General features: G+C 38.5%; 21 protein-coding genes. 14 read left to right on the top strand and 7 right to left on the bottom strand.

The window, feature by feature from the left end; translation table 11 throughout:
* Positions 1-97: 97 nt before the first annotated feature.
* The 3 genes from VB715_RS10330 to VB715_RS10320 form a co-directional block, all read right to left on the bottom strand.
* Positions 98-1,288, bottom strand: a complete 1,191-nt coding sequence (locus VB715_RS10330) for a M20 family metallopeptidase (protein WP_323301113.1) — start codon at positions 1,286-1,288, stop codon at positions 98-100.
* A gap of 150 nt (positions 1,289-1,438) precedes the next feature.
* A complete protein-coding gene (locus VB715_RS10325) occupies positions 1,439-2,899 on the bottom strand; it encodes an alpha-amylase family glycosyl hydrolase (protein ID WP_323301112.1) in 1,461 nt (486 codons plus the stop codon).
* A 49-nt stretch (positions 2,900-2,948) separates the two neighbouring features.
* The gene (locus tag VB715_RS10320) at positions 2,949-5,726 is read right to left on the bottom strand and encodes an MGH1-like glycoside hydrolase domain-containing protein (protein ID WP_323301111.1); all 2,778 of its coding nucleotides are present in this window, start codon (positions 5,724-5,726) and stop codon (positions 2,949-2,951) included.
* A 404-nt stretch (positions 5,727-6,130) separates the two neighbouring features.
* On the opposite strand from VB715_RS10320, the gene VB715_RS10315 reads away from it, so the two are divergent.
* On the top strand, positions 6,131-10,009 hold the full coding sequence (locus VB715_RS10315; protein WP_323301110.1) for a hypothetical protein: 3,879 nt from the start codon (positions 6,131-6,133) through the stop codon (positions 10,007-10,009).
* 15 nt (positions 10,010-10,024) lie between these two features.
* Here VB715_RS10315 and grrP read toward each other — a convergent pair whose 3' ends face one another.
* Positions 10,025-10,930, bottom strand: a complete 906-nt coding sequence (grrP, locus tag VB715_RS10310) for an extracellular substrate binding-like orphan protein GrrP (RefSeq protein ID WP_323301109.1) — start codon at positions 10,928-10,930, stop codon at positions 10,025-10,027.
* A 159-nt stretch (positions 10,931-11,089) separates the two neighbouring features.
* On the opposite strand from grrP, the gene grrA (VB715_RS10305) reads away from it, so the two are divergent.
* The 3 genes from grrA (VB715_RS10305) to grrM all read left to right on the top strand — a co-directional run bounded on the left by grrA (VB715_RS10305) (position 11,090) and on the right by grrM (position 13,094).
* Positions 11,090-11,473 carry a GrrA/OscA1 family cyclophane-containing rSAM-modified RiPP gene (grrA, locus tag VB715_RS10305; protein ID WP_323301108.1) on the top strand — a complete coding sequence of 128 codons (384 nt, stop codon included), beginning with the start codon at positions 11,090-11,092 and terminating at the stop codon, positions 11,471-11,473.
* Positions 11,474-11,540: 67 nt separating this feature from the next.
* Positions 11,541-11,906 (top strand): GrrA/OscA1 family cyclophane-containing rSAM-modified RiPP, encoded by a 366-nt coding sequence (gene grrA, locus VB715_RS10300; RefSeq protein ID WP_323301107.1) that lies wholly within the window; start codon positions 11,541-11,543, stop codon positions 11,904-11,906.
* A gap of 21 nt (positions 11,907-11,927) precedes the next feature.
* Complete coding sequence (gene grrM, locus VB715_RS10295; RefSeq protein ID WP_323301106.1) at positions 11,928-13,094, top strand: cyclophane-forming radical SAM/SPASM peptide maturase GrrM/OscB; 1,167 nt, start codon at positions 11,928-11,930, stop codon at positions 13,092-13,094.
* 23 nt (positions 13,095-13,117) lie between these two features.
* Here grrM and VB715_RS10290 read toward each other — a convergent pair whose 3' ends face one another.
* On the bottom strand, positions 13,118-14,515 hold the full coding sequence (locus tag VB715_RS10290; protein WP_323301105.1) for an ABC transporter substrate-binding protein: 1,398 nt from the start codon (positions 14,513-14,515) through the stop codon (positions 13,118-13,120).
* 342 nt (positions 14,516-14,857) lie between these two features.
* On the opposite strand from VB715_RS10290, the gene VB715_RS10285 reads away from it, so the two are divergent.
* Both VB715_RS10285 and VB715_RS10280 read left to right on the top strand, forming a co-directional pair.
* A complete protein-coding gene (locus VB715_RS10285) occupies positions 14,858-15,064 on the top strand; it encodes a type II toxin-antitoxin system HicB family antitoxin (protein WP_323301104.1) in 207 nt (68 codons plus the stop codon).
* Positions 15,054-15,197 carry a type II toxin-antitoxin system HicA family toxin gene (locus tag VB715_RS10280; protein WP_323301103.1) on the top strand — a complete coding sequence of 48 codons (144 nt, stop codon included), beginning with the start codon at positions 15,054-15,056 and terminating at the stop codon, positions 15,195-15,197. The genes VB715_RS10285 and VB715_RS10280 overlap by 11 nt, the downstream gene beginning before the upstream one ends.
* A gap of 97 nt (positions 15,198-15,294) precedes the next feature.
* On the opposite strand, the gene VB715_RS10275 is transcribed toward VB715_RS10280, so the two are convergent.
* Entirely contained in the window at positions 15,295-16,776 is a 1,482-nt protein-coding gene (locus VB715_RS10275) for a DEAD/DEAH box helicase (protein ID WP_323301102.1), read from the bottom strand.
* A 407-nt stretch (positions 16,777-17,183) separates the two neighbouring features.
* On the opposite strand from VB715_RS10275, the gene pheS reads away from it, so the two are divergent.
* The gene (gene pheS / locus VB715_RS10270; RefSeq protein ID WP_323301101.1) at positions 17,184-18,188 is read left to right on the top strand and encodes a phenylalanine--tRNA ligase subunit alpha; all 1,005 of its coding nucleotides are present in this window, start codon (positions 17,184-17,186) and stop codon (positions 18,186-18,188) included.
* Positions 18,189-18,238: 50 nt separating this feature from the next.
* Here pheS and VB715_RS10265 read toward each other — a convergent pair whose 3' ends face one another.
* Complete coding sequence (locus VB715_RS10265; RefSeq protein ID WP_323301100.1) at positions 18,239-18,559, bottom strand: ATP synthase subunit I; 321 nt, start codon at positions 18,557-18,559, stop codon at positions 18,239-18,241.
* 216 nt (positions 18,560-18,775) lie between these two features.
* On the opposite strand from VB715_RS10265, the gene VB715_RS10260 reads away from it, so the two are divergent.
* Genes VB715_RS10260 through VB715_RS10230 form a run of 7 tightly spaced genes read left to right on the top strand, consistent with a single transcriptional unit; the run spans position 18,776 to position 24,859 of the window.
* Positions 18,776-19,471, top strand: a complete 696-nt coding sequence (locus VB715_RS10260) for a F0F1 ATP synthase subunit A (protein WP_323301099.1) — start codon at positions 18,776-18,778, stop codon at positions 19,469-19,471.
* Positions 19,464-19,742: a F0F1 ATP synthase subunit C gene (locus tag VB715_RS10255; RefSeq protein WP_323301098.1), complete on the top strand. Its 279-nt coding sequence runs from the start codon at positions 19,464-19,466 to the stop codon at positions 19,740-19,742. The genes VB715_RS10260 and VB715_RS10255 overlap by 8 nt, the downstream gene beginning before the upstream one ends.
* 47 nt (positions 19,743-19,789) lie before the next feature.
* Positions 19,790-20,563 carry a F0F1 ATP synthase subunit B gene (locus VB715_RS10250; protein ID WP_323301097.1) on the top strand — a complete coding sequence of 258 codons (774 nt, stop codon included), beginning with the start codon at positions 19,790-19,792 and terminating at the stop codon, positions 20,561-20,563.
* Positions 20,547-22,082 carry an alternate F1F0 ATPase, F1 subunit alpha gene (locus VB715_RS10245; RefSeq protein ID WP_323301096.1) on the top strand — a complete coding sequence of 512 codons (1,536 nt, stop codon included), beginning with the start codon at positions 20,547-20,549 and terminating at the stop codon, positions 22,080-22,082. The genes VB715_RS10250 and VB715_RS10245 overlap by 17 nt, the downstream gene beginning before the upstream one ends.
* A 47-nt stretch (positions 22,083-22,129) precedes the next feature.
* Positions 22,130-23,026 carry a F0F1 ATP synthase subunit gamma gene (locus VB715_RS10240; RefSeq protein ID WP_323301095.1) on the top strand — a complete coding sequence of 299 codons (897 nt, stop codon included), beginning with the start codon at positions 22,130-22,132 and terminating at the stop codon, positions 23,024-23,026.
* A gap of 45 nt (positions 23,027-23,071) precedes the next feature.
* The gene (gene atpD / locus VB715_RS10235) at positions 23,072-24,472 is read left to right on the top strand and encodes a F0F1 ATP synthase subunit beta (protein ID WP_323301094.1); all 1,401 of its coding nucleotides are present in this window, start codon (positions 23,072-23,074) and stop codon (positions 24,470-24,472) included.
* Between the two features lie 3 nt (positions 24,473-24,475).
* Positions 24,476-24,859: a F0F1 ATP synthase subunit epsilon gene (locus VB715_RS10230; RefSeq protein WP_323301093.1), complete on the top strand. Its 384-nt coding sequence runs from the start codon at positions 24,476-24,478 to the stop codon at positions 24,857-24,859.
* Positions 24,860-24,880 lie beyond the last annotated feature (21 nt).

Raw genomic sequence — 24,880 nt, 5'->3', positions numbered from 1 at the left:
AGAGATGTAGTCAACCTATCCTAATTATCGTCTAGAACTGGTGGATGGGGAAATTATTAGTATCAGACTTATAGCCTGTTGAGTTTGATTAATCTATCTAACAAAAGCTACTCTCCTTTTGCCAATACTTATAAGCACTATAGGCTAACGTCACCACTCCTGTCAGGATAGCAGATTCATCAACTTCAAATAAAGGATGATGCAAAGGATGATTTAACTTGTTAGGAGAACCGACTCCTAAACGGAACATACTACCTGGGGCTTGTTGTAAATATAAAGCAAAATCCTCAGCCCCTAAAGAGGGTTCAGGCAGAATTTCAACATTATCATTTCCCCAAGCTTCCCGACTTGCACTTTCCAAAATTTGAGTTAAATGAAGATCATTTTGAACCGAAGGAACACCCCGACGATAATTCATTTCATACTTAGCATTATAAGTATTACAAACATTAGAAATAATTCCCTCGATCCACTGTGGTAAGTTAGCATGGGTATCAGGATGCAGCGATCGCACAGTTCCGGCCATTCTCACCTGATCAGCGATCACATTGGGGGCCCGGCCACCGTTAATTTGTCCAATGCTTAACACCAAGGGACGTAAGGGGTTTTGAGTGCGACTAATGGCTTGTTGTAGAGTCGTAATAACTTGAGAGGCGATCCAAATGGCATCGATCGCCTCATGGGGACGGGCCCCGTGGCCAGACTCTCCTTGAATAAAGATTTCAATATCATCAGCAGCGGCCGTTAAGGCCCCGTAGCGAATGCCCACAGAACGCGCAGGAAGGGACGGAAAGACATGAAGACCCAAAATGCCCTTAACATCCCGCATCACCCCGTCTTGCACCATCCAGCTTGCGCCCTGAGCAATTTCTTCGGCGGGTTGAAAGATAAAGCGAATGTTCCCTGGCAAATGTTCCCGCAATTGAGATAAAATCATGGCCGTTCCTAAGCCAACTGTTGTGTGGACATCGTGGCCACAGGCGTGCATTACACCAGGTTTACGGGAAGCGAATTCGAGTTTTGTGTGTTCCTCAATGGGTAAAGCGTCCATATCGGTGCGAATGGCTAAAATGTCTGTTGTTGTGCCATTTCCTCCTAAATTCCCGACAACCCCCGTCTTGCCTACTGCTTCTTGAACATGGATACCACAAGAAGAAAGTACCCCCGCGACATAGGCCGCTGTCTGGTATTCTTGGCCACTTAATTCGGGGTGGGCGTGAAGATGACGGCGAATTTCTATCAGTCTAGGAAAAAGGTTTTCTGCTAGGTCTTTTATTTGAGAAAGCATTGATAATAATTATAGAAATTGACACAGGATTATTTTATCCTAGAGATTATGATTTCTATTTTAGGATAAATCAAGATTATTGTTCCATTTTCACTTATCTAAATTTTGGGGTAATTTATTCTCTGATCATTACCCCATTACCATTATTTGTTAAACCAATTTCAGTACCTGATATTGCCAGGGAGAAAAATCCAGATAAAGTAAATTATCCCTATCAACTTCGTAACAAGTAGGACTCATCATGTCCTGAAATTGTACCCTTTGGCCCGCTAAATCTGACCAAGGAAGGCCTAGAGAACATTGACTTTGATTTGCGGCATAATTGACCACAATAATCACTCGTTCGCCCTGATTTTCTTGCCAACCATAGGCAATAAAACAATCCCAAGTCCAATTATCTTCCCAGGCCGGTTGACATTGCAATAATTGCCATTTTCCCTCCCGAACCGCATTTAAACGCAACCCTTCGAGAAGTTGGCGGTAAAACCCTTGTAAGTCGTGATGATTGGGTTGTTGGGGTCCTCGTCCCAGGTGAACCGATATTTTCTGAGTCCATCCCTCTAACTGTCCCTGGTGGAAAAAACGCAACCCTGGACAAAAATGGGTTAAAACTGCCGCCGCTTGATGAACAGCCGGATCAAAGGTTCCTGCGGCCCTAGGTTCATCATGATTTTCCAAAAAACGGGCGGATTTACTCTGATAATCAAGATCGGCCCAAAAATGTTCTCGAACGGGACGAGGAGACTGATCTCTCAGGTGATCATACAATCGTTTATCGTAGGTATAATCAAAGCCTTGTTGCTGCAATGTCCATTCTAGATCCCAGTAAACCTCGGCCATGAAGATAAAATCAGGATTTTGTTGCCGTACCTGGGGGATCGCTTTGGGCCAAAAGGGTTCGGTGGCAATACCCCAAGTCCGCTCAAAAATTTCGGGTAACATTAACATGGCCATGTCACAGCGTAACCCATCACACCATTGACCAATGGTTAATAATTCATTGATCAGGGCAGTTTGCAGGTCTGAATTGCCATAATTAAGTTGTAGGGTGTCTGGCCAACCATCAAAATAGGGATCACGACCATAAGCAAAAATTCTCGACCCTTGGGGAGAGTCTATCTTAATATAATTTTGGGGTTGTTCATTGAGTAAGGTTTCGTCACCAGGAATATAATAATCAGGAAAAGTGTGAACCCAATCATGATCGGGGGCTGTATGGTTAGGAACAAAATCTAACATCAACTTGAGGCCCCGTTGATGTAGGCGATCGCCCAGACGAATTAATGACTCCGGTTCCCCCAAATTGGCATTTAAGGTATAACCTGTAATGGCAAACCCTGACCCACAGATATCATCTTCGTGTAAGTCGGGTAAAAGTTCTTGATATTCAGCCAACCATTGGGGGTTAGTGCGAGAGACTTGACGGGCCATTTCTCCTGTTTGCCAGATACTGAGAAAATAAACCCAATCAAACCCTAAATTAGCGAGGCGATCGAGTTCTCTATCTGGGATGTCATCTAAGGTAGCTTGACGGCCGAGTTGACGAGAGAGTTGATTTAGCCAGACACGAGTATTGATCTGATAGAGAGAAGGATGAAGATTATTAGGCATGATTGTTTATTTTTGCTGTAGGGGTCAACGGCCGTTGACCCCTAGGGGTTTATTGTCCTTGGAACTTGCGAATGGCATCGAGTTCAATATCCGAACTCCCTAGGAGTTCCTTCACCACATCAGGGGTTAAAATGCCCGATCTTTGGATTAGGGAAGCCACACACCCCGTCCAACCCGTTTGGTGACTCGCCCCAATGCCAGCCCCATTATCTCCATGAAAATACTCATAAAACAGCACTAGATCGCGCCAGTGGGGGTCTTTTTGGAATTTTTCCGCAGACCCGTAAACGGGACGGTTGCCATTGCTATCCTTTAAGAAAAGGCGAGTCAGTCGTTCACTCAGTTCCAGGGACACTTCCAATAAGTTCATGTACTGTCCTGATCCTGTGGGACATTCTACCTTGAAGCCATCACCATAAAAGGTATAGAGTCGCTGTAATGCTGTCACGAATAACATATTAACAGGCATCCACACCGGGCCACGCCAGTTGGAATTACCCCCAAACATTCCTGTATTCGAGTCTCCTGGTAGATAATCGACTCGAAATTCTTCTCCTGCATGGTGAAAGATAAAGGGATGATCCTCATGATAACGAGAAAGAGAACGAATGCCATAGGGACTGAAAAACTCGTTTTCATCGAGCATTCGTGCCAACACTTTACGCAGTTTCTCCTCAGTGAACACTGACAGCATATAGCGACCGGCGGCCCCTTGTTTAATGGGAAGGTGTATATTCTCGATCAGATCAAAATGACGAGTCCAAAAAGCTTCAGCCCGCTTGTAGAAGTGAGGTAATTTGGCGATATCATCTGCGTCAAAAATGGCCACAGCAGCAAGAGGTAAGAGTCCTACCAGCGATCGCACTTTCAGGCGCATGGCTGTTCCATCGGGCAACTTCAAAACATCATAGAAGAACCCGTCTTCTTCGTCCCACATTTCGTCTTTATTGTCTCCCCGGCGATCCATGGCCCCGGCGATCCACATGGTATGCTCAAAGAACTTACTGACAAATTCTTCATACAGAGGATCGTGGAGGGCAAGTTCTACGGCAATGCGTAACATCTGTTGACTAAAAAAGACCATCCATGCGGTTCCATCTGCCTGTTCTAAAGAGCCTCCTGTGGGTAAGGGAGAGCTACGATCAAAGACCCCAATATTATCGAGTCCTAAAAAGCCCCCTTCAAAGGCGTTGTTACCGTCGCTGTCTTTGCGGTTCACCCACCAAGTAAAGTTAATCAGCAATTTTGAGAAGGCATATTTGAGAAAGTCCAGATCCCCTTTACCTCCATTACGGGCCTTGTCCATTAAATAAATTTGCATGGTGGCAAAGGCATGAACGGGGGGGTTAACATCGCTAAAGTTCCACTCATAGGCGGGAATTTGACCATTGGGGTGTATATAGTCGTTCCGCAACATCAAGTCTAACTGTTCTTTGGCAAAGTCTGAGTCAACGATGCCCAAGGGCAACATATGAAAGGCGAGATCCCAAGCGGCAAACCAAGGATATTCCCATTTGTCGGGCATGGAAATAATGTCGTCGCTGTACATATGGAACCATTCACCGTTGCGGATTTGGCTTCGTTGTTCTGATCCCAATAACGGATTGATATTATGTTCTTCTAGCCATTTATCGACATCATAGTAGAAATATTGTTTCGTCCACAACATCCCCCCTAAGGCCTGACGCATCACATTAATACGGTCTCGCTGCGGGGATGCGACTGCATCGCTGTCGGATTTGATGGACGGAGGGATCACTGAATCATAAAAGGTATCCGCTTCTTGTAAACGGGTCCCAAATGTGCTTTCAAAGGTGGCAAAAGGATCGTCTATTTCACTAGGGGCAGTTTTCGTGAGACGTAAAGAGATCACTTCCGTTGCTCCGGCTTCTACGGTTAAGTGATAATGGGGAGAGCATTTAGTCCCTGTTTGACTGGGATTTACCCCGTCTCGTTGTCCATTAACGACATAGTTGTTGATACCATCTTTCACGTAGTAACTAGGATTAGGCGCACCAAACAGACGGGCATTATTGGTTTCGTTCTCGGTGAATAATAGGGGAACGGTTCGGTCACAATAAAGATAATAGTCTGTTAGAAGTTCTTGGAACAATGGATCGGTATGATGAGCATGGATCGCACTGTTTCCCACTTTTTGAATAATGGGTTTTACTCCTCCATCGGCCCAAGACCAAGTATTACGAAACCACAAAGTAGGCAATACATCAATGTTTGCTGTTTCTGGCCCCCGATTAGCCACACTAATTTTAATTAAAATATCTTCAGTATCTGCTTTTGCATATTCCACAAAAACATCAAAATAACGGTCATCATCAAAAATGCCTGTATCAAGCAATTCATACTCTAATTCATCCCGACTCCTTTGTTGATTAGTTTTGACTAAATCTTCATAAGGATACTCTGCTTGAGGATATTTGTAGAGATACTTCATGTAAGAATGAGTCGGGGTACTATCGAGATAAAAGTAATATTCTTTGACATCTTCCCCATGATTTCCTTCACTATTTGTTAACCCAAATAACCGTTCTTTCAGAATCTGATCATTGCCATTCCATAAGGCTAAGGCAAAACACAGAATTTGATGATCGTCACTAATACCTCCTAGTCCATCTTCTCCCCAACGATAGGCCCGTGATCGCGCTTGATCGTGAGAAAAATAATCCCACGCATTGCCATCATCACTATAATCTTCTCGCACCGTCCCCCATTGTCTTTCACTTAAATAAGGGCCCCATTTTTTCCAGGATACACCTTCTGCACTTGCTTTTAATCGGGCGTTTTCAGCATTTTGATTCGTAGCGGCCATAGAATTTCTCGACTTTTGGGAGCTAGACCCCAGGAAGTTAATGACTTCTTTTATAGCAATCAATTCTGTCCTTATCAATCCATAAATTACGAGAGTTTAGCGGTAATTTCTGACTCAATCTAATTATTCCTTGTTTTTGCTTGATTTGTCGATTAATGTAATTTTTGTGATGAGATTTGAACACAAAAATCAATAAAGATTTAATCTTAACAATTTTACTCAATTGTTAAGATTAAATTAACAAATCAATCTCATTCAGTTCCCTAGGTAGACTACCTTAAAAAGATTTTGTTTTGGTTAAGATATTTTATCTATACTGGTTAAGTAATTAGTAGACTCTTGAATAAGATAGCTTGATTGTAATAAAGACAGTCGGTTGTTGCGAATTTAACCCTTGTATTACTATGATTTCTGATCCTTCATCATCTCAAAAAAATCTGAACATAAATATTGATGCAACAAATCCAGCATTTCTTCAAGGGTTAGATCATTGGTTGCAATTAGAATTAATTAGCGAGCAACAAGTCAAAGAAATTTGTGAAACTCATTTATGTTGTTCTTTACCTAAATCTGCTATAGTAACCAGCGGGGAAGACAAAAAAATGGTAGAGGTTACTTCCCTTTCCTTTACTCCCCAAGCAATTCTCTCCGCACTCACTTCATCCCTTCAACAATTCAGTTATTTTATCAAAGAAATTGGGCAAGGATTTAGAGAAGAATTAAGTGTCCGTTGGTTGCTATTTTTAGGAGTTTTTCTCGTTGTTACTTCCTCCGGTTTATTAGCAGCAACCCAATGGCAAAATTTACCAAATTTTCTACAATATATTATCTTATGGGGATACACCCTGAGTTTTTGGGGGATGGGATATAGGACAACTAAAAAACACCATTTAAGGTTGACTTCTAAAACCTTAACGGCCATCTCTTGGTTACTCATTCCCATTAATTTTTGGGCTATGGATAGCTTACAATTAGGAGATAATTGGGCAGAATTAGTTCTCAGTATCATTGCTTCTACTAGTTTAATTAATATTCTTGTTTCTTACAGCAAACGGCATCATCGCTGGCTGATTTTTATTAATATTTTAATCCTAAGTTGTTTAAATTGGGGATGGAATTTTACCAATTTTCCTTTATTAGCGATTTATAGTGCCATCTTGACAACGGTTTTAATTTTAAGGTTTTTGAGAATTCCCCATACTGTGACTCGTTATTCTCTAGATTTAGAGAAAGGGTTTATTGTTTACAACCTTTTTGTTTTACTATTGCGAGGAATTTTTATTACCCATCTTCCTGTTAAAGAATTGAGCTTAGGAATTGGAATTTTAGGTTGGTTATTACAACGAAAAAAACCGCTTATTACCTATAGTTTTACACCGTTTTTAGAAGTTATTGGCATAGTTTTGCTCTTTTGTGGTTGGTTAGCAGGAATAAAAGAGTCATGGCCTTGGCAATCAACTATTGTGAGTTGTTTGGCCATACATTTTTTTAGTCAAAGATTGCGTCGAAATTGGCAAAAACGGGATTTATTCGCTATTTTTATGATTGGGTTACAAGGACTATTTTTGTTAGATCGATTATGGCCTTTAGTCTTGCGCCAACAGATGCTAGAATGGGCAGCAAATATCTCTAATACGGCTAAGTTTGCTCCGGCTATTTATAGTATTATTTTCTTTCCTTATGTTGTAATTTTTGCTATTTTTACCCAGTGGATTTATCGCAAATCACAGCCAAAACTTGGGCAATTTGGCGATTACTTAATCCTCATTATGACTATCGTTTTATCAGGGATTGCTTTTGTTAATCCTTTATGGCGATCGCTTGATTTACTATTATCTACAGCAACACTAATTTATCTCAGTCGTCACCCCAGTCCGATCAGATTTCTATTAATTTATATTACCAATATTTGTGGTATTTTAGGCATTTGTGCCTTTATTTATTGGCGATTTCCCTCTTTTTCGACAAGCCAATGGTCACAAGTTTTCTTAGGATTGATGTGTTTGTTATGGCTAATTGCTAATATTAATATTCCTAGGTTAAAAATTTATCAGAATAGTAGTCGCTATTTAGGCTTTATTTTAGGGGGATTAAGTTATCTTTTATTATGGCCAAATCTTGAAAGTTTTCTGAATAATGGAATACCTCAACCTGTGGTTTTATGGTGGTTTCTTACCCCCCTAGCTTTAACTGGCGTTGCTATCACTAATTTTAAAGGATATAAAAAGCGAAGAAGAGCAGCATTCTTAAGCACTTATTCCTTGATTTTAGCCCAATCTCTCACCCTTTGGCAACCTTATATTAGATTAATTGGGTTAGGTATTGGAGCAGTTTTAATGTTAGTCAATAGTTACTTTTTTCTTAATCCATTTGCGGCGAGAATTCAAATTGGTTTTACCATTAGTCTGGGAATTTTTAGCTTATGGCAAACTTTTGAAGGAAACTTAATAGAATTCCTTGATTTCCCAGGTACTATTTTAGATGATGGATTTCTTTTAATGGCACTTTGGGGGTTAAGTCGTTGGTTACAAAGGTTTCATCATCCCCTAGCAATTATTTATACAAAAGCAACTAATAGTTGGGGAATTCTTGCCTGTCTTGTTCTTTTATTTCGCTTTAGTTTAATTGGATTTTTAATTATCTTTGATAGTCACTCTGCAATCAGTTCCACTTGGCAACATCTCGTTGCTCCTTCTATTATTATCATAATGATTATTTTTTGTCATGGAAAAAATCTGAATAATTGGGCAATTTGTGGGATAACTTGGGCTTTAGAACTTTTGATTATTCATAGTATTTTATTGGGAGAATTTGCTTGGTTTAAAATTAGTATTATTAATCTTATTATTGCTGGATTAACCTTAATTATAACTCAGAAGTTAAGCTGTAAATTTCCTAGCTTATCCTCGATTATAAGCTTTCAATTATTACCTCTATTTTTTGCTATATTTTCAATTCTTTGGCGACTCAATTATTTTAGTTACTATACAGGATTAATAACGATTGTAGCTGCCTTAATTGGGGTTGGGGTTGGTTGTCGTTTTCCTCAACAAAAGGTTTATAGTTATCTTTCTTTTAGTTTGCTCACCCTTGGGGTTTATGAATGGCTTATTTATGGAATAATAAAAGACAGCGAAATAAATTTATTAAATCGTTTATTATTAATCGCCTTAATTACCGCAATTATCGCCTTAATTTACCGTGTTTCTGCTTGGATTGTGGGGTTAAAAGGATATCAAACTTTTTTGAATTTAAGGTTAGAAGAGATCTCAATAATTGCTCATATTCATTGGGGGATTGCGTCAAGTTTAAAAACCGTTGTGATTGCTTCAGCAGCGATCACTTTTCTCCTGACAGATGTCACTCCTTATTTGAATCCTATTAATGTTTCTATCAGTCTAATTTTATCTTTTTATGCGTTTATTCAAGGGCGAGATCAGAATAATATTACGAGAGCATCTCAAACATTTGTCTTCAAAGATTTATGGGTATATATTGGGTTGATTGATATGATAAGCACGTTTATATTTATGCGTTTAATTTGGAGAGAATTAAGCGTTTTTGATTCAGCTTATGCTGGAATTTTTGGGATTATTGCTTTTGTTATCTATTATTTACCTTGGGGAAAGTTAGGATGGAATGCTCAACCTTGGAAACAAATTTCTTTATTAATTCCGAGTTTATTAGCATTGATCACAACAAGAGATATTTCCTATGAAAGTTTATTATTAGTAGCTATTTTTTATCTACAAGTAGGGATCAATCAAAATAATCTTCGCTGGAGTTATATTAGTTTAGGATTTGTCGATTGGGCAATTATTCGTTTTCTTTATGAAAATCAGTTATTAAATGATCTAACAATTTCCTTGGTTATTGGTTCATTTATTCTTCATATTGCTCAATTTGATAGCAGTTTTAGACATGGTTTAAATCCCAAAAAACGTTATTTTTTACGTCTATTAGGTATGGGAATAATCAATATAACTGCTCTGGTTTTTTATCAAACATCTGGAATCATCCCATTGCTGATTAGCTTAGGAACAATAACCTGGGGATTAGGATTAAAAATTAAAGCATTTCTCTATGTGGGAACCATCACATTTATGCTGACAGTTTTGTATCAATTAATTGTCTTAAGTGTTGAATATGCTCCTCTGAAATGGTTCCTAGGATTAGGCTTAGGTATTCTTCTAATTATCTTAGCTGCCATCTTTGAAAAAGGAAGAAACAAAATTCTCTCCCTTTGGCAAACTTGGAAAGACGCTTTTCGTCAATGGAAATAATTATTTTTTAAATGACTATTCTGCTGATATTTCTTTGGGGGGAATTTGCTCACGAGTAATAATCATCATCTCAAAGAAATTACGAATTACATCAGGTTGAATTGTGACAATACCATCCTTGCCAAAATAACGATTAATCATCTCAACATAGCGAGAATCACCTGTTAGATAACCATCCATCATTTTCGCAATAGTATAGTTAACCAAATTCAAAAAAGTCGAATCATTTTCAGGAACCATACAAGCAATTCCATGTCTAAAATAAGACTCATTCGGCACGACTTTATAAGCATCAGGATTGGCTAATGTTTGCCGCATTCCTTCTAAAATAGTGCCATCAAAAGCAAACCCATCAATTTTACCGTCTGCTACTGCTTTTAACCCTTCTTCTAGACTATTAAGATTAACAATTGTCACCTGAGATTCAATCACTTTAATGGCTTCTTGACGCAGGGAATTTTTAACAATACCAATCCGTTTACCTTTAAAAGATTCCGGGGAAGATAAATTACTCTCTTTCTTGACTAATAACTTAATCCCTGATACGGTGTAAGCCAAAGAAAAATCAACGAATTTATCCCGTTGCCAAGTAAAAATTGTATCACAAACAATATCTATCTCTCCGTTAATAACACTTTGAATGCGATCACCAATTTCATCATCTACCACAATATTAAGTTTAACTTTTTTTCCAAGATCTTTTTCTAACTGTTCCCGAATTAATTCAATTAAATCCATAGAATAACCCGTTAACTCTTCTTTATCGTTCACATAGGAATAGGGAACTAAATCAACCCTCGCGCCAACGGTTAATGTGCCTGTTCTCGCTACCCTTTCAATCACAGTTTCTGCTAAACTTTGGCTAGGGATAGCCAGAATCGCCAGCCAACTTAAGGCAATTAATGATACTTTCTTAAACATGGTTTCTCCTGTTAAATTGATGAGAAAATAAACCTAAAATAATTGTCACTGTTTTCAGCAACTCTGTAAACAAAAGGTAAACAAATTTAACAATCATGATTATTTGCTTAGCTTTTTTGCTAAAGTGCTTAAGAGAGTTTTATCATAGGATAGAAAATTATGCAAATTACCACTAAAATTACTTTTGTGGGTTTCTTATTAGCCGTTGCTACTCTGAGCATTTCCGCAGTAGCAAGCACCGAAATGTCCAATAATAAGAGTGTTACAGGTAAGATTGAGCATCGTCTTTCTCGGATTACAGAAGCGATACAACAGCGAGATATTCAATCCCTAGACACATTTGAGAAAGAAGGAGGGCAACAAATAGCCGGAGGTTTTGGTAATCGCGTGGGTGGGGGTGGCTTTGGTAATATTGGAGGTGGGGGTGGTGGCTTTACTAATCGTGGCGGTGGTGGCGGCGGTTTTGCCAATGTTGGGGGTGGGGGTGGCGGTTTTGTCAATCGGAGTCCTTGGACAGATAGAGGTAGCTTTTTTAACCGTTAGTGATAATTAAAAGGCCTGTTTTTTGCTATAGTTTTAAGAGTAACTTTCCTAAAAGGAGAATCTGATTTTGCAACTGACGACTAAAATTACCTGTGTTGGATTTCTCTTAGCCGTTTCTACCTTAACCGCTTCTGTTACTCAGGCTAATTCCACTTTATCCAATGCTAATTTAACCATAGAAAGTCGTCTTTCTCGCTTAACAGAAGCCATGCAAGAAAGAGGGATTGAATTATCAGATGAAAATCAAGCAGATGATTTAATGGCAAGAGGTTGGGGAGATGGACGTGGAGGAACTTGGGTTGATACCCGTCGAGGAGGTTTTGCCAATAATCATGGTGGTGGGGGGTTTATTAATCGTAATCCTTGGGGAGATAGAGGCGGTTTTTACAATCGTCGTCCCTGGGGAAATGGGAGTTTTATTAATCGTTGGTAATCATGATCAATAGGAGAAATAATGAACAATGAATTGATTGATATTTCATCTTTTGGGCCGATTAGTTTGGTGGTGATTCAACCCACACCTTTTTGTAATTTGAATTGCGATTATTGTTATTTACCCAGTCGAGACTTAAAACATAAACTTTCTCTTGATCTGATTGAACCAATTTTTAAAGCTCTTTTTACCAGTCCTTTTCTGGGGGAATATCTTGATATTTGTTGGCACGCAGGAGAACCTTTAGCGGTGCCGATTTCTTTCTATGAAGAAGTTTTTAAACAAATTGAGATTACTAATCAAAAATATAATTCGCAACAAATTCCGATTTGTCATTCTATTCAAACGAATGGAACCCTAATTAATCAAGCTTGGTGTGATTTATTTAAACAGCATAACATCTGTGTTGGTGTTAGTATTGATGGCCCAGATTTTTTACATAATTCTCATCGACAAACTCGCACAGGTTTGGGCAGTCATGAAAGTGTGATGAGGGGTATTCGTTATCTACAAAAAAATGAGATTTATTTTAATATAATTGCTGTTATTACCCAAAAATCCTTAGATTATGCTGACGAAATTTTTAATTTTTTCTGGGATAATGGGATTATTGATGTTGCCTTTAATATGGAAGAAATAGAAGGAATTAATCAAATATCTTCTTTAGAAAAAGCAGGAACTGAAAAGCGTTATTATGATTTTATGCAACGATTTTGGGAATTAACAGCACAAACGAATGATCAACTGAAGGTAAGAGAATTTGAGTCAATTTGTGGTTTGATTTGTGATAATAAACGTCTGGCAAAAACAGACATGAATCATCCCTTTGGTATTGTTAACATTGATTATTTAGGAAACTTTTCAACCTTTGATCCTGAATTATTATCTATCCATACTGAACCCTACGGCGATTTTATTTTAGGCAATGTTTTAACTGATACATTTGAATCCATTTGTAACAGTGAAAAATTCAAACAAATTTATCAAGATATGACCAAAGGAGTTGATTCCTGTCGTCAAACCTGTGATTATTTTGGGGTTTGTGGTGGGGGTGCAGGGAGTAATAAATATTGGGAAAATGGCAGTTTCAATTCCACAGCAACCAAAGCTTGTAATTATCGTATTAAATTAATTACTGATTTGGTTCTAGAAGAATTAGAAAAATCCTTCAATTTGTCAACTCTGTAGGGCAAAACCTCCGTTTACCCCTACTATTTTAAAGGGACAAAATCAAAACCTGTACTGCTTTTATTGCCAGGAATAATTGTAATTAAAATTGAACCACCATTGCGATCGCCTGATGGTAGAAATTTAATCATTTCCCCTGCCCCTTGAGCGGAAAAATTAGGATTGGAGAGGTTTTTTTGAAGACTTTGACGATCTAGATTACCCTGTTTTAAAGCAGTAATAATCGCCATAGTTGCATCATAAGCTGAGGCAGTACGCCAATTCACATCACCCCCCCATAATTGCTTAGCTTGACTAATAAAACCATTGCCCCCTACTGTGTCAGGATACCAAGGAACAGCTAATATCATTCCTGTCACTGCTTTTTGTCCTGCTTTGAGGGTTTCAAAGGTATAAAGGGTAGAACTTCCTAATAATAATAAACGATTTTGATTGGCTTGTGCAACTTCAATGGCAGGATTAATATTGTTAACTGTAGGGATCAATAATAAACTATCTGCCCCTTGTTTTGTTGCTTCAGAAATAGCATCTAAAGCATTAAAATTAGCTGCTTCTAAATCGCAATTAATTTCAATTACTTTGCCTCCATCAGCAAAAATGGCGGAAGTAAACTCTTCTTTTAAGGATTTACTATATTCTGCACTGGAATCAAAACAGATAGCAATATTAGTTTTTTTAGCCGTATTAATTAGATAACGAGATAATTGATCGGCTTGGAAACGAATACTAGGAACAGTCCGAAAAATATAATCCCCTAATGTTGAAATTTGTTTGGCATCACTGGTAGGAGAAATCATCACTAATTGCCCTTTTTCATAGATGGGTGCTGCCCCTAATGTGGCATCACTGGAATTATGACCAACCACAGCTAAAATGCTGTTATCTTGCACTAATTCATTGGCTATTTTTGCCGCAGTTTCGGGGTTATTATCATCATTAACAATGACAACTTGTAGGGATTTTCCGTTAATTCCACCCTCTTGATTAACTTGATTTTGTGCTTGGGCAACCCCTCTTAACATTTCTTTGGCAATGTTTAAATTTCCACCAATGGGAACCACAACCGCAATTGTGATCGGGTTATTAGTTGCTGCTTTGGCATTGTTTAAATAGATCCGAGTTTCTGGATCATTTTGTTGTAGGTTTAATGAATCTTTAAATTGTGCGATCGCCTCTGTATAATTTCCTTGTTTAAAGGCAGCTATTCCTGCTTTTTTTTGAGGTGTACTGTCAGCCGCAATTAAGAGTTCATCCCCTAAACTAATACGAGAGTTTACTTGATTATTATTGGGTAATTGAGGGGGATTATTTGAGGTAGTTTCTCCTGATTTTTGGGTAAAATACCAATAACCACCCCCTAAAATTCCGGCAGTAATGAGGAGGGATAAAATAAGAATTGGAGTTTCGTTTTTTTGAGTCATAATAATTTTATGGATTATCCAGAGGACATGGCGACATCAAAATTATAGCGTCGCATTTTCTTGTAAGAATTAGGCTTGACAAGCTTGACTTGACATGGTATTGTATGGATGGTGGAAAAGCCTTGCGCCTGTAAACTGCTTTTTGAAAACATAAATAACGACAGTTACAACAATAACCCCCATCCTAGGGGCTTAATACCATTAAGCCCGATACCATTAAGCCCCTACAGAGTTGATATTTGGTAGAACATAATCTATTGTAGAACCCCCAGAGGCGAAAAGGAAAAAGATCTGGAGTTAGCTATAATCGAGTTTAAGAGAGTTAAATTGAGAGAATATAGGATGAAGCAATCATTTACAGCTAGAATTTTTCAAGAAGGTACTTGGTTTGTTGCTCAATGTTTAGAGGTTGATGTTGCTAGTCAAGGGGAAACGGAAACTGAGGCGTTAAACAATCTTCAAGAGGCGTTAGAATTACATTTTGAACCGCCGTGTGTCACAATTATTCCTGAATTACAGAAAATAGAGGTTGAAGTTAATGCCGCTTAAACCTCTGCCTTATCGTGAAATGAAACGCAAACTAGAGGCAGCAAGGTTTGAAGTGGTGAGTCAAAAAGGGAGTCATGTTAAGTTTGCTATAGAAATAATCGATAGAATTATGCGCTCTTTTAAAGATAAATAAAACAAATTATAGCAGTTTTTATACGGGTGGGTTTTTAACAAAAGTTCTGTTTCCTGACAAGTATCCTAGATAAACTCACCCCTACAAATGCACTCCCTCACTCCTCCTCTCCCCATTTCTTAGGAGAAGATTCAGCCGCACGGAAAGGCTTTTTAGAGGGCATTTCATAAGGAGAAGGTAATAATTCCAACTGTTGAGGTTTTGGGGTTTGAAGTCCTTCTTTTCTTCGCTGAGAGATTCTTTCCTCACTGGTATCTTCTGCCACAATTTCATAGAGAGTTGCTAACTTATTCTTTCCCTTGCCTTTGCGTAAAATACGTCCTAATCTTTGCACGTATTCTCTTGCAGAACTGGTTCCTGATATAATAATCGCAACCTTGACCTCTGGTACATCAACCCCTTCATTCAAAACATGGGAAGTCACTAAACTTTTATAAATACCCTCTCGAAAGCGTGTTAAAACATCATGACGTTCCTTAACTGCGGTTTGATGGGTGATCGCCGGAATTAAAAACTCTTGAGAAATACGGTAAACTGTGGCATTATCATTGGTAAAAATCAACAAAGAATCTTGATGATGTTCACAAACTAATTCTGTCAAAACTCGTAATTTTCCCTCGGTTCCTGCGGCAATTTCTTTTGCTTCTCGATGAGCTAACATAGCCCGTCTTCCTGCGGGAGTTCTCGCACTCGCTTGCACAAATATTTGCCAACCATTTAAACTGCCTAAGGAAATATTAGATTTCCGTAAAAAATCATTACGAATTTGCATGGCTTGATCATAACGTTTTCGTTCAGTTTGTGAGAGTTTAACCTTAATTTCAACGACTTTGTGATCAGCTAAAGTATCCCCCGAAAGTTCCTTAACCCCCTTGCGATAAACCACCTGACCAATTAGACTATCTAACTCACGATGATTCCCGTCTGCTCGTTCCGGGGTAGCGGTTAACCCTAAACGATAAGGCGCAATGGAGTATTCCGCAATCACTCGAAAGAAATCAGTTGGTAAGTGGTGACATTCGTCAAAAATCAGCAAAGCATAGCGATTTCCCAAGGTTTCCGCATGAATCGCCGCACTGTTATAAGTAGCAATTAAAATCGGTGTGCGATCACGGGAACCTCCCCCCAATAAGCCTACTTCGATATCAGGAAAGGCAGCCATCATTTGGGCATACCATTGGTGCATTAAATCCAAAGTAGGCACTAAAATTAAGGTAGTGCGAGGGGTAGCAATCATCCCTAACTGAGCTAAATAGGTCTTTCCGGCGGCGGTAGGTAAAACGACGACTCCTTGCCGGCCTGACTGTTTCCACGCCTCTAAAGCCTCTTTTTGATGGAGATAGGGTTCCCGTTCAAAACTGGGGGTTAAGTCCAGGGGCAAAAATTCTTTGGCCTCATCTATAAACTCAAGATTATGAGCTTGTAAAGTTTCAATCAAAGAACGATAATAAATAGCTGGTACTCGGAACTTTTCAATGCGATCGTCCCAAGTAGCAAATTCCATCCATTCTTTACCTTTTGGGGGAGGATGAAAAATTAAAGTACCGCGATCATATTTGATTTTACTGGGACGTGCCATATAATAAATTTAGTCCTAGATTTATATCTTTCAGTTGTATTTTAATTTAATTATTTAATATAAATTTTCACTTATAATCTGTGGTTAATTTATTCAGGTTGTCTCTTAAATCTTGGTACAAAAACTATTTTTAGGCAGAACGGCACTTCAATTATGCTCCTATACCCTAACACAAGTCCCTCAAAAGGCGCAACCTCGTTGTCATGATTTTGATAATTTCGTCTCAAACAACATATATCTGACGATTTTTCTTGCATAAGTAATTCAAAAGTTATCTTTTATTCTGATTGCTTTAACTTATATTTGATCGAGTTCAAACCTTGAACGGCAAACTAGAAACAAACCCAAAACTCCGATAAACTGGAACGGGTGTCTTGTGAACAATTATCTCATCCTATTCCAAACCTATGACCACAACCTCTAATACCCTAGAAACGGAACTACAGACCCTACAACAAGCAGCGCAAAAAGAAATTGCTGCTGTTACTACCTTAGAAGATCTAGAACAACTCCGCATTAATTATTTAGGTAAAAAAGGGCAACTTTCCCAAATTCTGCGAGGTATGGGCAAATTAAGCGCGGAAGAACGGCCTCGTGTTGGTTCCCTTGCTAACGATGTCAAAGATGCACTACAAAACAGTTTAGATAACCAACGGAACGCCCTAGAAACCGCCAAATTAAAGGCACAATTAGCCGCAGAATCTCTTGATGTGACTATGCCAGGGGTTAGTCGTCCTTTGGGTCGTCTTCATCCCCTTAATAGTACCGTAGATCGGGTTTTAGATATCTTTGTGGGGTTGGGGTATCAAGTGGCTACGGGCCCCCATGTTGAGACAGATTATTATAATTTTGAAGCCTTAAATATTCCCCCGGATCATCCGGCCAGGGATATGCAAGATACCTTCTTTTTAGCTGATGGTCGTCTGATGAGAACTCATACTTCTCCTGTACAAATTCGTTATATGGAGACTCATGAACCTCCTATTCGTATTGTGGCCCCTGGTCGGGTTTATCGTCGAGATACAGTAGATGCGACTCATTCAGCCGTGTTTCATCAGGTGGAAATTTTAGCTGTAGATAAGGGACTTACTTTTACTGATCTTAAGGGTACGATTAAGGAATTTTTACAACAAATGTTTGGGGAAGAATTACCCGTTAAATTCCGGGCTAGTTATTTCCCGTTTACGGAACCTTCGGCAGAAGTTGATGTGCAATGGAAGGGTAAATGGTTGGAGGTAATGGGGTGTGGTATGGTCGATCCTAATGTGTTAAAATCAGTGGGTTATGACCCAGAAATTTATACGGGTTTTGCTGCGGGGTTAGGGATAGAAAGATTTGCTATGGTATTACATCAAATTGATGATATTCGTCGTCTTTATAACAGTGATCTGCGCTTTTTATCTCAATTTTAAGAGATTTAACCTTTGTAGGGGTCAACGGCCGTTGACCCTTATTTTATGCTTTACTTAACACTTATTACTTGTGAAACAAGACGACGAACAAGAATCATTCTCGCCAATAACCATCCTGCCATTGCCATTAACATGATTATCCCTGTCTCAATTCCTAAAAATAAGCGAATTAATCCATAGAAACATAATACAGTCATTAACGACCTTAGCACAAAACTACTAATAATTAAGCGATAAGGATGATTAACCTTTGGTAAGTAACATAAAGTTAACCAGAGTCCACCAAAATAAGAAAATCCTATCAATAACCCAATGAAAAATATCATCATAAACGCCCATAATTGAGATAAATCTAGGGAAAAGCTAATCATGAGAGGTAACTTTTGAGAATTGTTAAAAATTATCGAGAAAGTTGTTCTATTCAATTTAACCGAGGGACAATAGGGGTATGAGTTGCCACTGAAAAACTTGAGCATCCATTTTTTCTAAGTTATAGTATGGTCAAGTAATCGGATAGACAAGAATAGTTTAACCCAAATATTTAATAATAGTCCCGATTTTTTTAATTAAATTAAAGGTAAAGATAAATGACATTAACCCCCGATCATATTATTTTTTGGCAATGGAAATTTATTGTGCTTAATGCAACCCTAATTTATACCTGGATACTCATGGTTTTATTGGTGATTATTTCTTGGTTAATTACCCGCAATTTATCCAGTTCCCATCAAATTTCCAGACAACAGAATATCCTGGAAGTGATTATTATTAGTATTAATAATCAAATTGAAGAAATTAGTCAACAAAAACCGGAACCTTATTTACCTTTTATTGGTACATTATTCATCTTTATTGCAGCTTCAAATTTACTCAGTATTATTCCCGGATATCAACCTCCGACGGGTTCCCTTTCCACCACCGCGGCCCTAGCTATTTGTGTCTTTTTTGCTATCCCTTTTTATGGCATTGCTAAACAAGGATTTTTTAATTATTTTAAGCATTATTATCTATCTCCCTCACCGATGATGTTACCCTTTAATTTAATTAGTCGCTTTTCTAATACCTTATCCTTAGCTGTCCGCTTGTTTGGCAATGTGATGAGTGGTACAATGATAGTGGCAATACTGTTATCAGTCGCGCCCCTATTTTTTCCCATTCTGATGCAAGCAATGGGCTTATTAACGGGACTTATTCAGGCTTATATTTTTGCCATTTTAACGATGGTATTTATTGCCGCAGCAACCCAAAATAAAGAAGAAACAGGAGACAACAAAAATGGATAATATTGGATTAATTGGAACCGCGTCTATTGTAATAGCAGGACTTACCATTGCTATTGGCTCAATTGCTCCCGCATTAGGAGAAGGAAAGGCCCTATCTCAAGCCTTACTTTCTTTAGCACAACAACCGGATGAAGCGAATACAATTATTCGGACTTTATTTGTAGGAATGGCCTTGGTTGAATCAACCGCAATTTACTGTTTTGTTGTCACGTTAATTCTCATTTTTGCCAATCCTTTTTGGAATTATGTCATTGCTCATTCAGGGGGTTAAATTTTACGATTACCTGTTTATTTTTCCCCTATATGTGAGGATGAACTATGTTAATTGATCCCTTTACAACTGTTGCTCAAATTATTAACTTTATCATTTTATTATTTCTCTTAAAGCGGTTTCTCTATCGCCCTATTCTGCAAGCAATGAAGCAACGAGAACAAAGAATTTTTGACAGTTTAAAAGAAGCAGAAACTAAATCTGAAATTGCTCAAAAGGAAGCGGAAAAATATCGTAAAAAACAACAAGAATGGGAATTTAACAAGCAAAATAGATTTGATATGCTAAAGCAGGAAATAGAAGCAGAAAAACAATCTATAATGGCAAGAAAACAAGAGGAAATTGAAAGTCTGAGAGCGCAATGGTATGAACAACTAAAACAAGAAAAACAGACCTTTTTAGAGGAACTAAGTCAACAGGTCAACCAGCAAGTGATTAAAATAGCAAGACAAGCCCTAGAAAACTTAGCTAATGTTAGTTTAGAAGAACAAATAATTGCCAAATTTATCGAAGGTTTACCTGACTTGACTGAACAACAAAGACAGGCTCATCCCCTAGGGAAAACCGAGAATCAAACCTTTACGATTCGCTCAAACTTTCCCATCAACTTAGAACAGCAAGAACAATTAATTAAAGCCTTGCAAAAACAATTTGAACAAGATATTGATGTAAAATTTAACACCACATCTGACTCAATTTGTGGCATTGAACTCTTAAATCATGGTTATCGAATTTCTTGGCATTTAGATCACTATTTAGATGAACTTGAAGCAAAAATGTCCCAATCATTAGTAGGTCAAGAAAATGCCCCAAAATCCTGACTCTCTACAAACCGTTTTAGAGCAATTTTTTCAGGTTTCTGATGCGGTTTTAAGCGATCATGCAACCCAACTAAAAACCCAAGAAATTGGCACAATTACTTATTTAGGCAATGGAATCGCCCGCGTTATTGGTTTACCAACCGTAAAATCAGAAGAATTAGTCACCTTTGAGGGAAAAGGCTTAGGCATGGTCTTTAACCTTGATCCTCATGAAGTCGGAGTGATCCTCCTCGATATCAATGAAACGTTAACCGCAGGTTGTCAAGTTTATCCGACCGGACGAGTCATGGATGTTCCTGTGGGGGAAGGGTTATTAGGACGAGTGGTAGACGGAACCGGAAAACCCTTAGATAATCAAGGGGTGATCGCCACAGTCCAACGTTTACCCATTGAACGAGAGGCCCCCGCGATCATGGATAGAGGCCCGGTTACAGTCCCCTTGCAAACTGGGATTAAAGTAATAGATGCGTTGATACCCATGGGACGAGGACAACGGGAATTAATTTTAGGCGATCGCCAAACCGGGAAAACGGCGATCGCCCTTGACACCATTCTTAACCAAAGAGGTGAAGGGGTAATCTGTATTTATTGCGCCATTGGCCAACGGAGTTCGGCCGTGGCCAAACTGATCAGCGAGTTACGCATTCATCAAATGATGGATCATTGTATTGTGGTGGTAGCAGGAGGAGAAAACCCACCAGGACTGCAATACATCACCCCTTATGCTGCAACTTCCATGGCCGAATATTTCAGGGATAAGGGCCAGGATGTTCTCATTATCTATGATGACCTAATTCAACACGCCCGCGCCTATCGAGAATTATCTTTATTGTTGCGTCGTCCCCCTGGTCGAGAAGCCTTTCCTGGGGACATTTTTTACATCCATTCCCGCTTATTAGAAAGGTCTACCCGTTTACGTTCAGAATTAGGGGGAGGTTCCTTAACAGCTTTACCTATCATAGAAACAGAAGCGCAAAATATCTCTGCATACATCCCTACTAACCTTGTTTCTATCACCGATGGACAAATTTACCTCACCCCTGAGTTATGCCAAAAAGGGATATTACCTGCGGTGGATGTGGGCCGTTCGGTGTCCCGTGTGGGAGGAAAAACCCAACTGAGGGCCTATCGCGCGGTAGCGGGGGATTTAAGACTATCTTACTCCCAATTTGAAGAATTAGAAAGTTTTTCTCGTTTTTCGACTCGTTTAGATGCCGCAACCCGTCACACTTTAGAACGGGGCCGTCGGGTGAGAGAAGTGTTGAAACAACCCCAATATCAACCCATTCCTGTCGCGGAACAAATTGCCGTTTTATTGGCAGTTACTCAGGGTTTATTTGATGCGTTACCCTTAGATAAAATAGCGGATGCAGAAGCGATGATTCGTTGGGATGTGACTGATAAATTACCCAAAATTTGCCAGAGAATTACCAAGGGCAAAAGCTTAAAAGAAAGCGATCACAAAGCCTTATTAAAGGTTGCTGAAATTGCCCTTAATCAATTTCTTAATCCTTTGTAGGGGTGAATGGCCATTCGCCCCTACATATAACTTAAACTTAACAGCGTATGCCCAACTTAGAAACCTTTAAACGGAAAATTGAAACGGCTGAAGATCTTCAGTCAGTGGTTAAGACAATGAAAGCTTTAGCTGCGGTGAGTATTCGTCAATATGAAAAGGCTGTTATCTCTTTAGAAAGTTATGATAAAACCCTAGAAATGGGGTTGCAAATTCTCTTAAAAGTTGATCCCAAAGTTCTATTAAATAATGGTAATTTAGTAACCCAAAAACAACAATTAGCTTTAGTTCTATTTGGCTCAGATCAGGGAATGTGTGGTCAATTTAATGAAAAAGTTGCTAACTATACTTTAGAAACTCTCAAAAAACAAGGTATAATGATCAATGATTGCAATTTATTAACCATTGGCTTAAGGTTAGGCGATCGCTTAGAAAATTTAGGTTATCCCAGTGCAAGAATGTTGACAGTTCCTAGTTCTATTGAAGGCATTACTCCTACTATTCAAGAAACTGTCTTAATTCTCGAACAATGGCGACAAGAACGCCATATTAATCAGATTTTGGTCTTTAATAATGACTTTATTTCAGGCTCTAATTATTATCCTCGTGATCTGCAAATTTTTCCCTTAAATATTAATCGACTCAATGCCTTAAAAAAACAACCATGGCCCTCTCATTGTTTACCCACTTTTACTATGTCACCGGAAACCTTAGCCTCTGCTTTATTTAAACAACATTTCTTTGTCTCATTATATCGCGCTTGTGCTGAATCTTTAGCCAGTGAAAATGCAAGTCGTCTAGCTTCAATGCAAGTAGCAGAAAAAAACATAAAAGACAGATTATTAGAATTAAAAAAAGAATTTCAACACCATCGTCAAAGTGACATTACGGAGGAATTATTAGATATTATTTCTGGTTTTGAAGCCTTGAATAAAACCAAAGAATAAAACAAATAAAGAGATAAATATTTAATGTATTAGGAGAATAAAAATATGCTCAAAATAGAAAATAATAATTACCAGGAAAATCAAGGTACTATAATTGCCATTAGGGGGACAGTTTTGGATATTTATTTTCCTCACAAACTCCCAGAACCCCATCACTTATTGACCACAGGAGACAATGAGAAAATAACGATTGAAGTCATGACATATTTGAATAAAGAAACTGTCCGAGGACTTGCTTTAAAACCCACTCAAGGACTAGCTAGAGGTGACATTGTTAAAGATACAGGACACACCTTACAAGTGCCTGTAGGCAAAGAATTACTGGGTCGAATGTTAAATGTATTTGGGGAAACAATAGATCGTCAAAAACCGATTAAAAATCCCACCTTAAAATCAATTCATTCCCCGCCTATTCCTCTAGGAGAAAGAGCAACAACTACTGAAATATTTCAAACGGGAATTAAAGTAATTGACCTCTTATCTCCCCTCGAAAAAGGGGGAAAAGCTGGCTTGTTGGGGGGGGCAGGAGTCGGTAAAACTGTGCTAATTAGTGAGTTAATTCATAATATGGTAAGTCGCTATCAAGGCGTGAGTATTTTTTGTGGAATAGGAGAGCGATCGCGGGAAGGTGAAGAACTTTATCGAGAGATGAAAGAAGCGGGAGTTCTTAATAATATGGTAATGGTATTTGGACAGATGAATGAACCCCCAGGAGTACGCTTTCGGGTAGGTCATGCCGCCTTAACCATTGCTGAATATTTCCGGGATCAAGCCCATCAAGATGTCTTATTAATGATAGATAATATCTTTAGGTTTATTCAAGCGGGATCGGAAGTTTCAGGGTTAATGGGAAACCTCCCGTCACGGGTAGGATATCAACCCACATTAGCCACAGAATTAGCCGAATTAGAAGAAAGAATTTGTAATACTCATAGTAACTCAATTACCTCTGTTCAAGCGGTTTATGTCCCTGCTGATGACTTTACTGATCCCGCTGCAGTTCATACTTTTTCTCATCTTTCAGCTTCCATTGTTTTATCCCGAAAACGAGTTAGTGAAGGGCTATATCCTGCCGTTGATCCCTTACAATCAGGATCGAAAATATTAACGCCCCAAGTCGTCGGCGATCGCCATTATAAAATTGCTCAAACCGTGCGTCAAACTTTAGCTAATTATGAAGATATTAAAGATATTATTGCTATGTTAGGATTAGAAGAATTAGCCCAAAGTGAACAAAATATTGTCTATCGTGCCAGAAGATTAGAAAGATTTTTAACCCAGCCATTTTTCACCACAGAACAATTTACAGGCATTCCAGGAAAAGCCGTATCTTTAGAGGAAACCCTTGAAGGATGTGAACGTATTTTGAATGATGAATTTCGTAAATATCCCGAAAAATCTTTATATATGATTGGAAATATTCAAGAAGTCCATCAGAAGGAATAAGTAATGCACCTAAAAGTTTTAATTCCCACCGAAGTATTTATCGATACTACCGTGACCAAAATTGTCGCTGAAGCTGAGAATGGCTCATTTTGTTTATTACCCCATCATATTGATTTTGTAGCCGCTTTAGTCCCTGGAATTCTTTGTTATACCTTAGAATCCAATCAAGAAATTTTTCTGGCAATTAATGAAGGTATTTTAGTTAAATGTGGGGATGATGTCTTCGTTTCTACCCTGCAAGGGGTTGCAGATAAAGACTTAGAAACGCTGAAACAAACTGTTGAGACAAAATTTAGAGTTTTGGATGAACGGGAAAGACTCATGAGATCAGCCTTAGCTCAATTTGAAGCTATTATCATGCGTCGTTTTCAAGACATTGCCATGTAAGATTAATGATCATGAAAAAAC

It is taken from the genome of Crocosphaera sp. UHCC 0190, from assembly GCF_034932065.1.
Taxonomy (GTDB): Bacteria; Cyanobacteriota; Cyanobacteriia; order Cyanobacteriales; family Microcystaceae; genus UHCC-0190.
This window is presented reverse-complemented; position numbering and strand designations above follow the sequence as displayed.

Coding starts and splice junctions, on each gene's coding strand:
- VB715_RS10330 (WP_323301113.1), bottom strand. CDS start 1,288: ATGCTTTCTCAAATAAAAGACCTAGCAGAAAACCTTTTTCCTAGACTG.
- VB715_RS10325 (WP_323301112.1), bottom strand. CDS start 2,899: ATGCCTAATAATCTTCATCCTTCTCTCTATCAGATCAATACTCGTGTC.
- VB715_RS10320 (WP_323301111.1), bottom strand. CDS start 5,726: ATGGCCGCTACGAATCAAAATGCTGAAAACGCCCGATTAAAAGCAAGT.
- VB715_RS10315 (WP_323301110.1), top strand. CDS start 6,131: ATGATTTCTGATCCTTCATCATCTCAAAAAAATCTGAACATAAATATT.
- grrP (WP_323301109.1), bottom strand. CDS start 10,930: ATGTTTAAGAAAGTATCATTAATTGCCTTAAGTTGGCTGGCGATTCTG.
- grrA (WP_323301108.1), top strand. CDS start 11,090: ATGCAAATTACCACTAAAATTACTTTTGTGGGTTTCTTATTAGCCGTT.
- grrM (WP_323301106.1), top strand. CDS start 11,928: ATGAACAATGAATTGATTGATATTTCATCTTTTGGGCCGATTAGTTTG.
- VB715_RS10290 (WP_323301105.1), bottom strand. CDS start 14,515: ATGACTCAAAAAAACGAAACTCCAATTCTTATTTTATCCCTCCTCATT.
- VB715_RS10285 (WP_323301104.1), top strand. CDS start 14,858: ATGAAGCAATCATTTACAGCTAGAATTTTTCAAGAAGGTACTTGGTTT.
- VB715_RS10280 (WP_323301103.1), top strand. CDS start 15,054: ATGCCGCTTAAACCTCTGCCTTATCGTGAAATGAAACGCAAACTAGAG.
- VB715_RS10275 (WP_323301102.1), bottom strand. CDS start 16,776: ATGGCACGTCCCAGTAAAATCAAATATGATCGCGGTACTTTAATTTTT.
- pheS (WP_323301101.1), top strand. CDS start 17,184: ATGACCACAACCTCTAATACCCTAGAAACGGAACTACAGACCCTACAA.
- VB715_RS10265 (WP_323301100.1), bottom strand. CDS start 18,559: ATGATTAGCTTTTCCCTAGATTTATCTCAATTATGGGCGTTTATGATG.
- VB715_RS10260 (WP_323301099.1), top strand. CDS start 18,776: ATGACATTAACCCCCGATCATATTATTTTTTGGCAATGGAAATTTATT.
- VB715_RS10255 (WP_323301098.1), top strand. CDS start 19,464: ATGGATAATATTGGATTAATTGGAACCGCGTCTATTGTAATAGCAGGA.
- VB715_RS10250 (WP_323301097.1), top strand. CDS start 19,790: ATGTTAATTGATCCCTTTACAACTGTTGCTCAAATTATTAACTTTATC.
- VB715_RS10245 (WP_323301096.1), top strand. CDS start 20,547: ATGCCCCAAAATCCTGACTCTCTACAAACCGTTTTAGAGCAATTTTTT.
- VB715_RS10240 (WP_323301095.1), top strand. CDS start 22,130: ATGCCCAACTTAGAAACCTTTAAACGGAAAATTGAAACGGCTGAAGAT.
- atpD (WP_323301094.1), top strand. CDS start 23,072: ATGCTCAAAATAGAAAATAATAATTACCAGGAAAATCAAGGTACTATA.
- VB715_RS10230 (WP_323301093.1), top strand. CDS start 24,476: ATGCACCTAAAAGTTTTAATTCCCACCGAAGTATTTATCGATACTACC.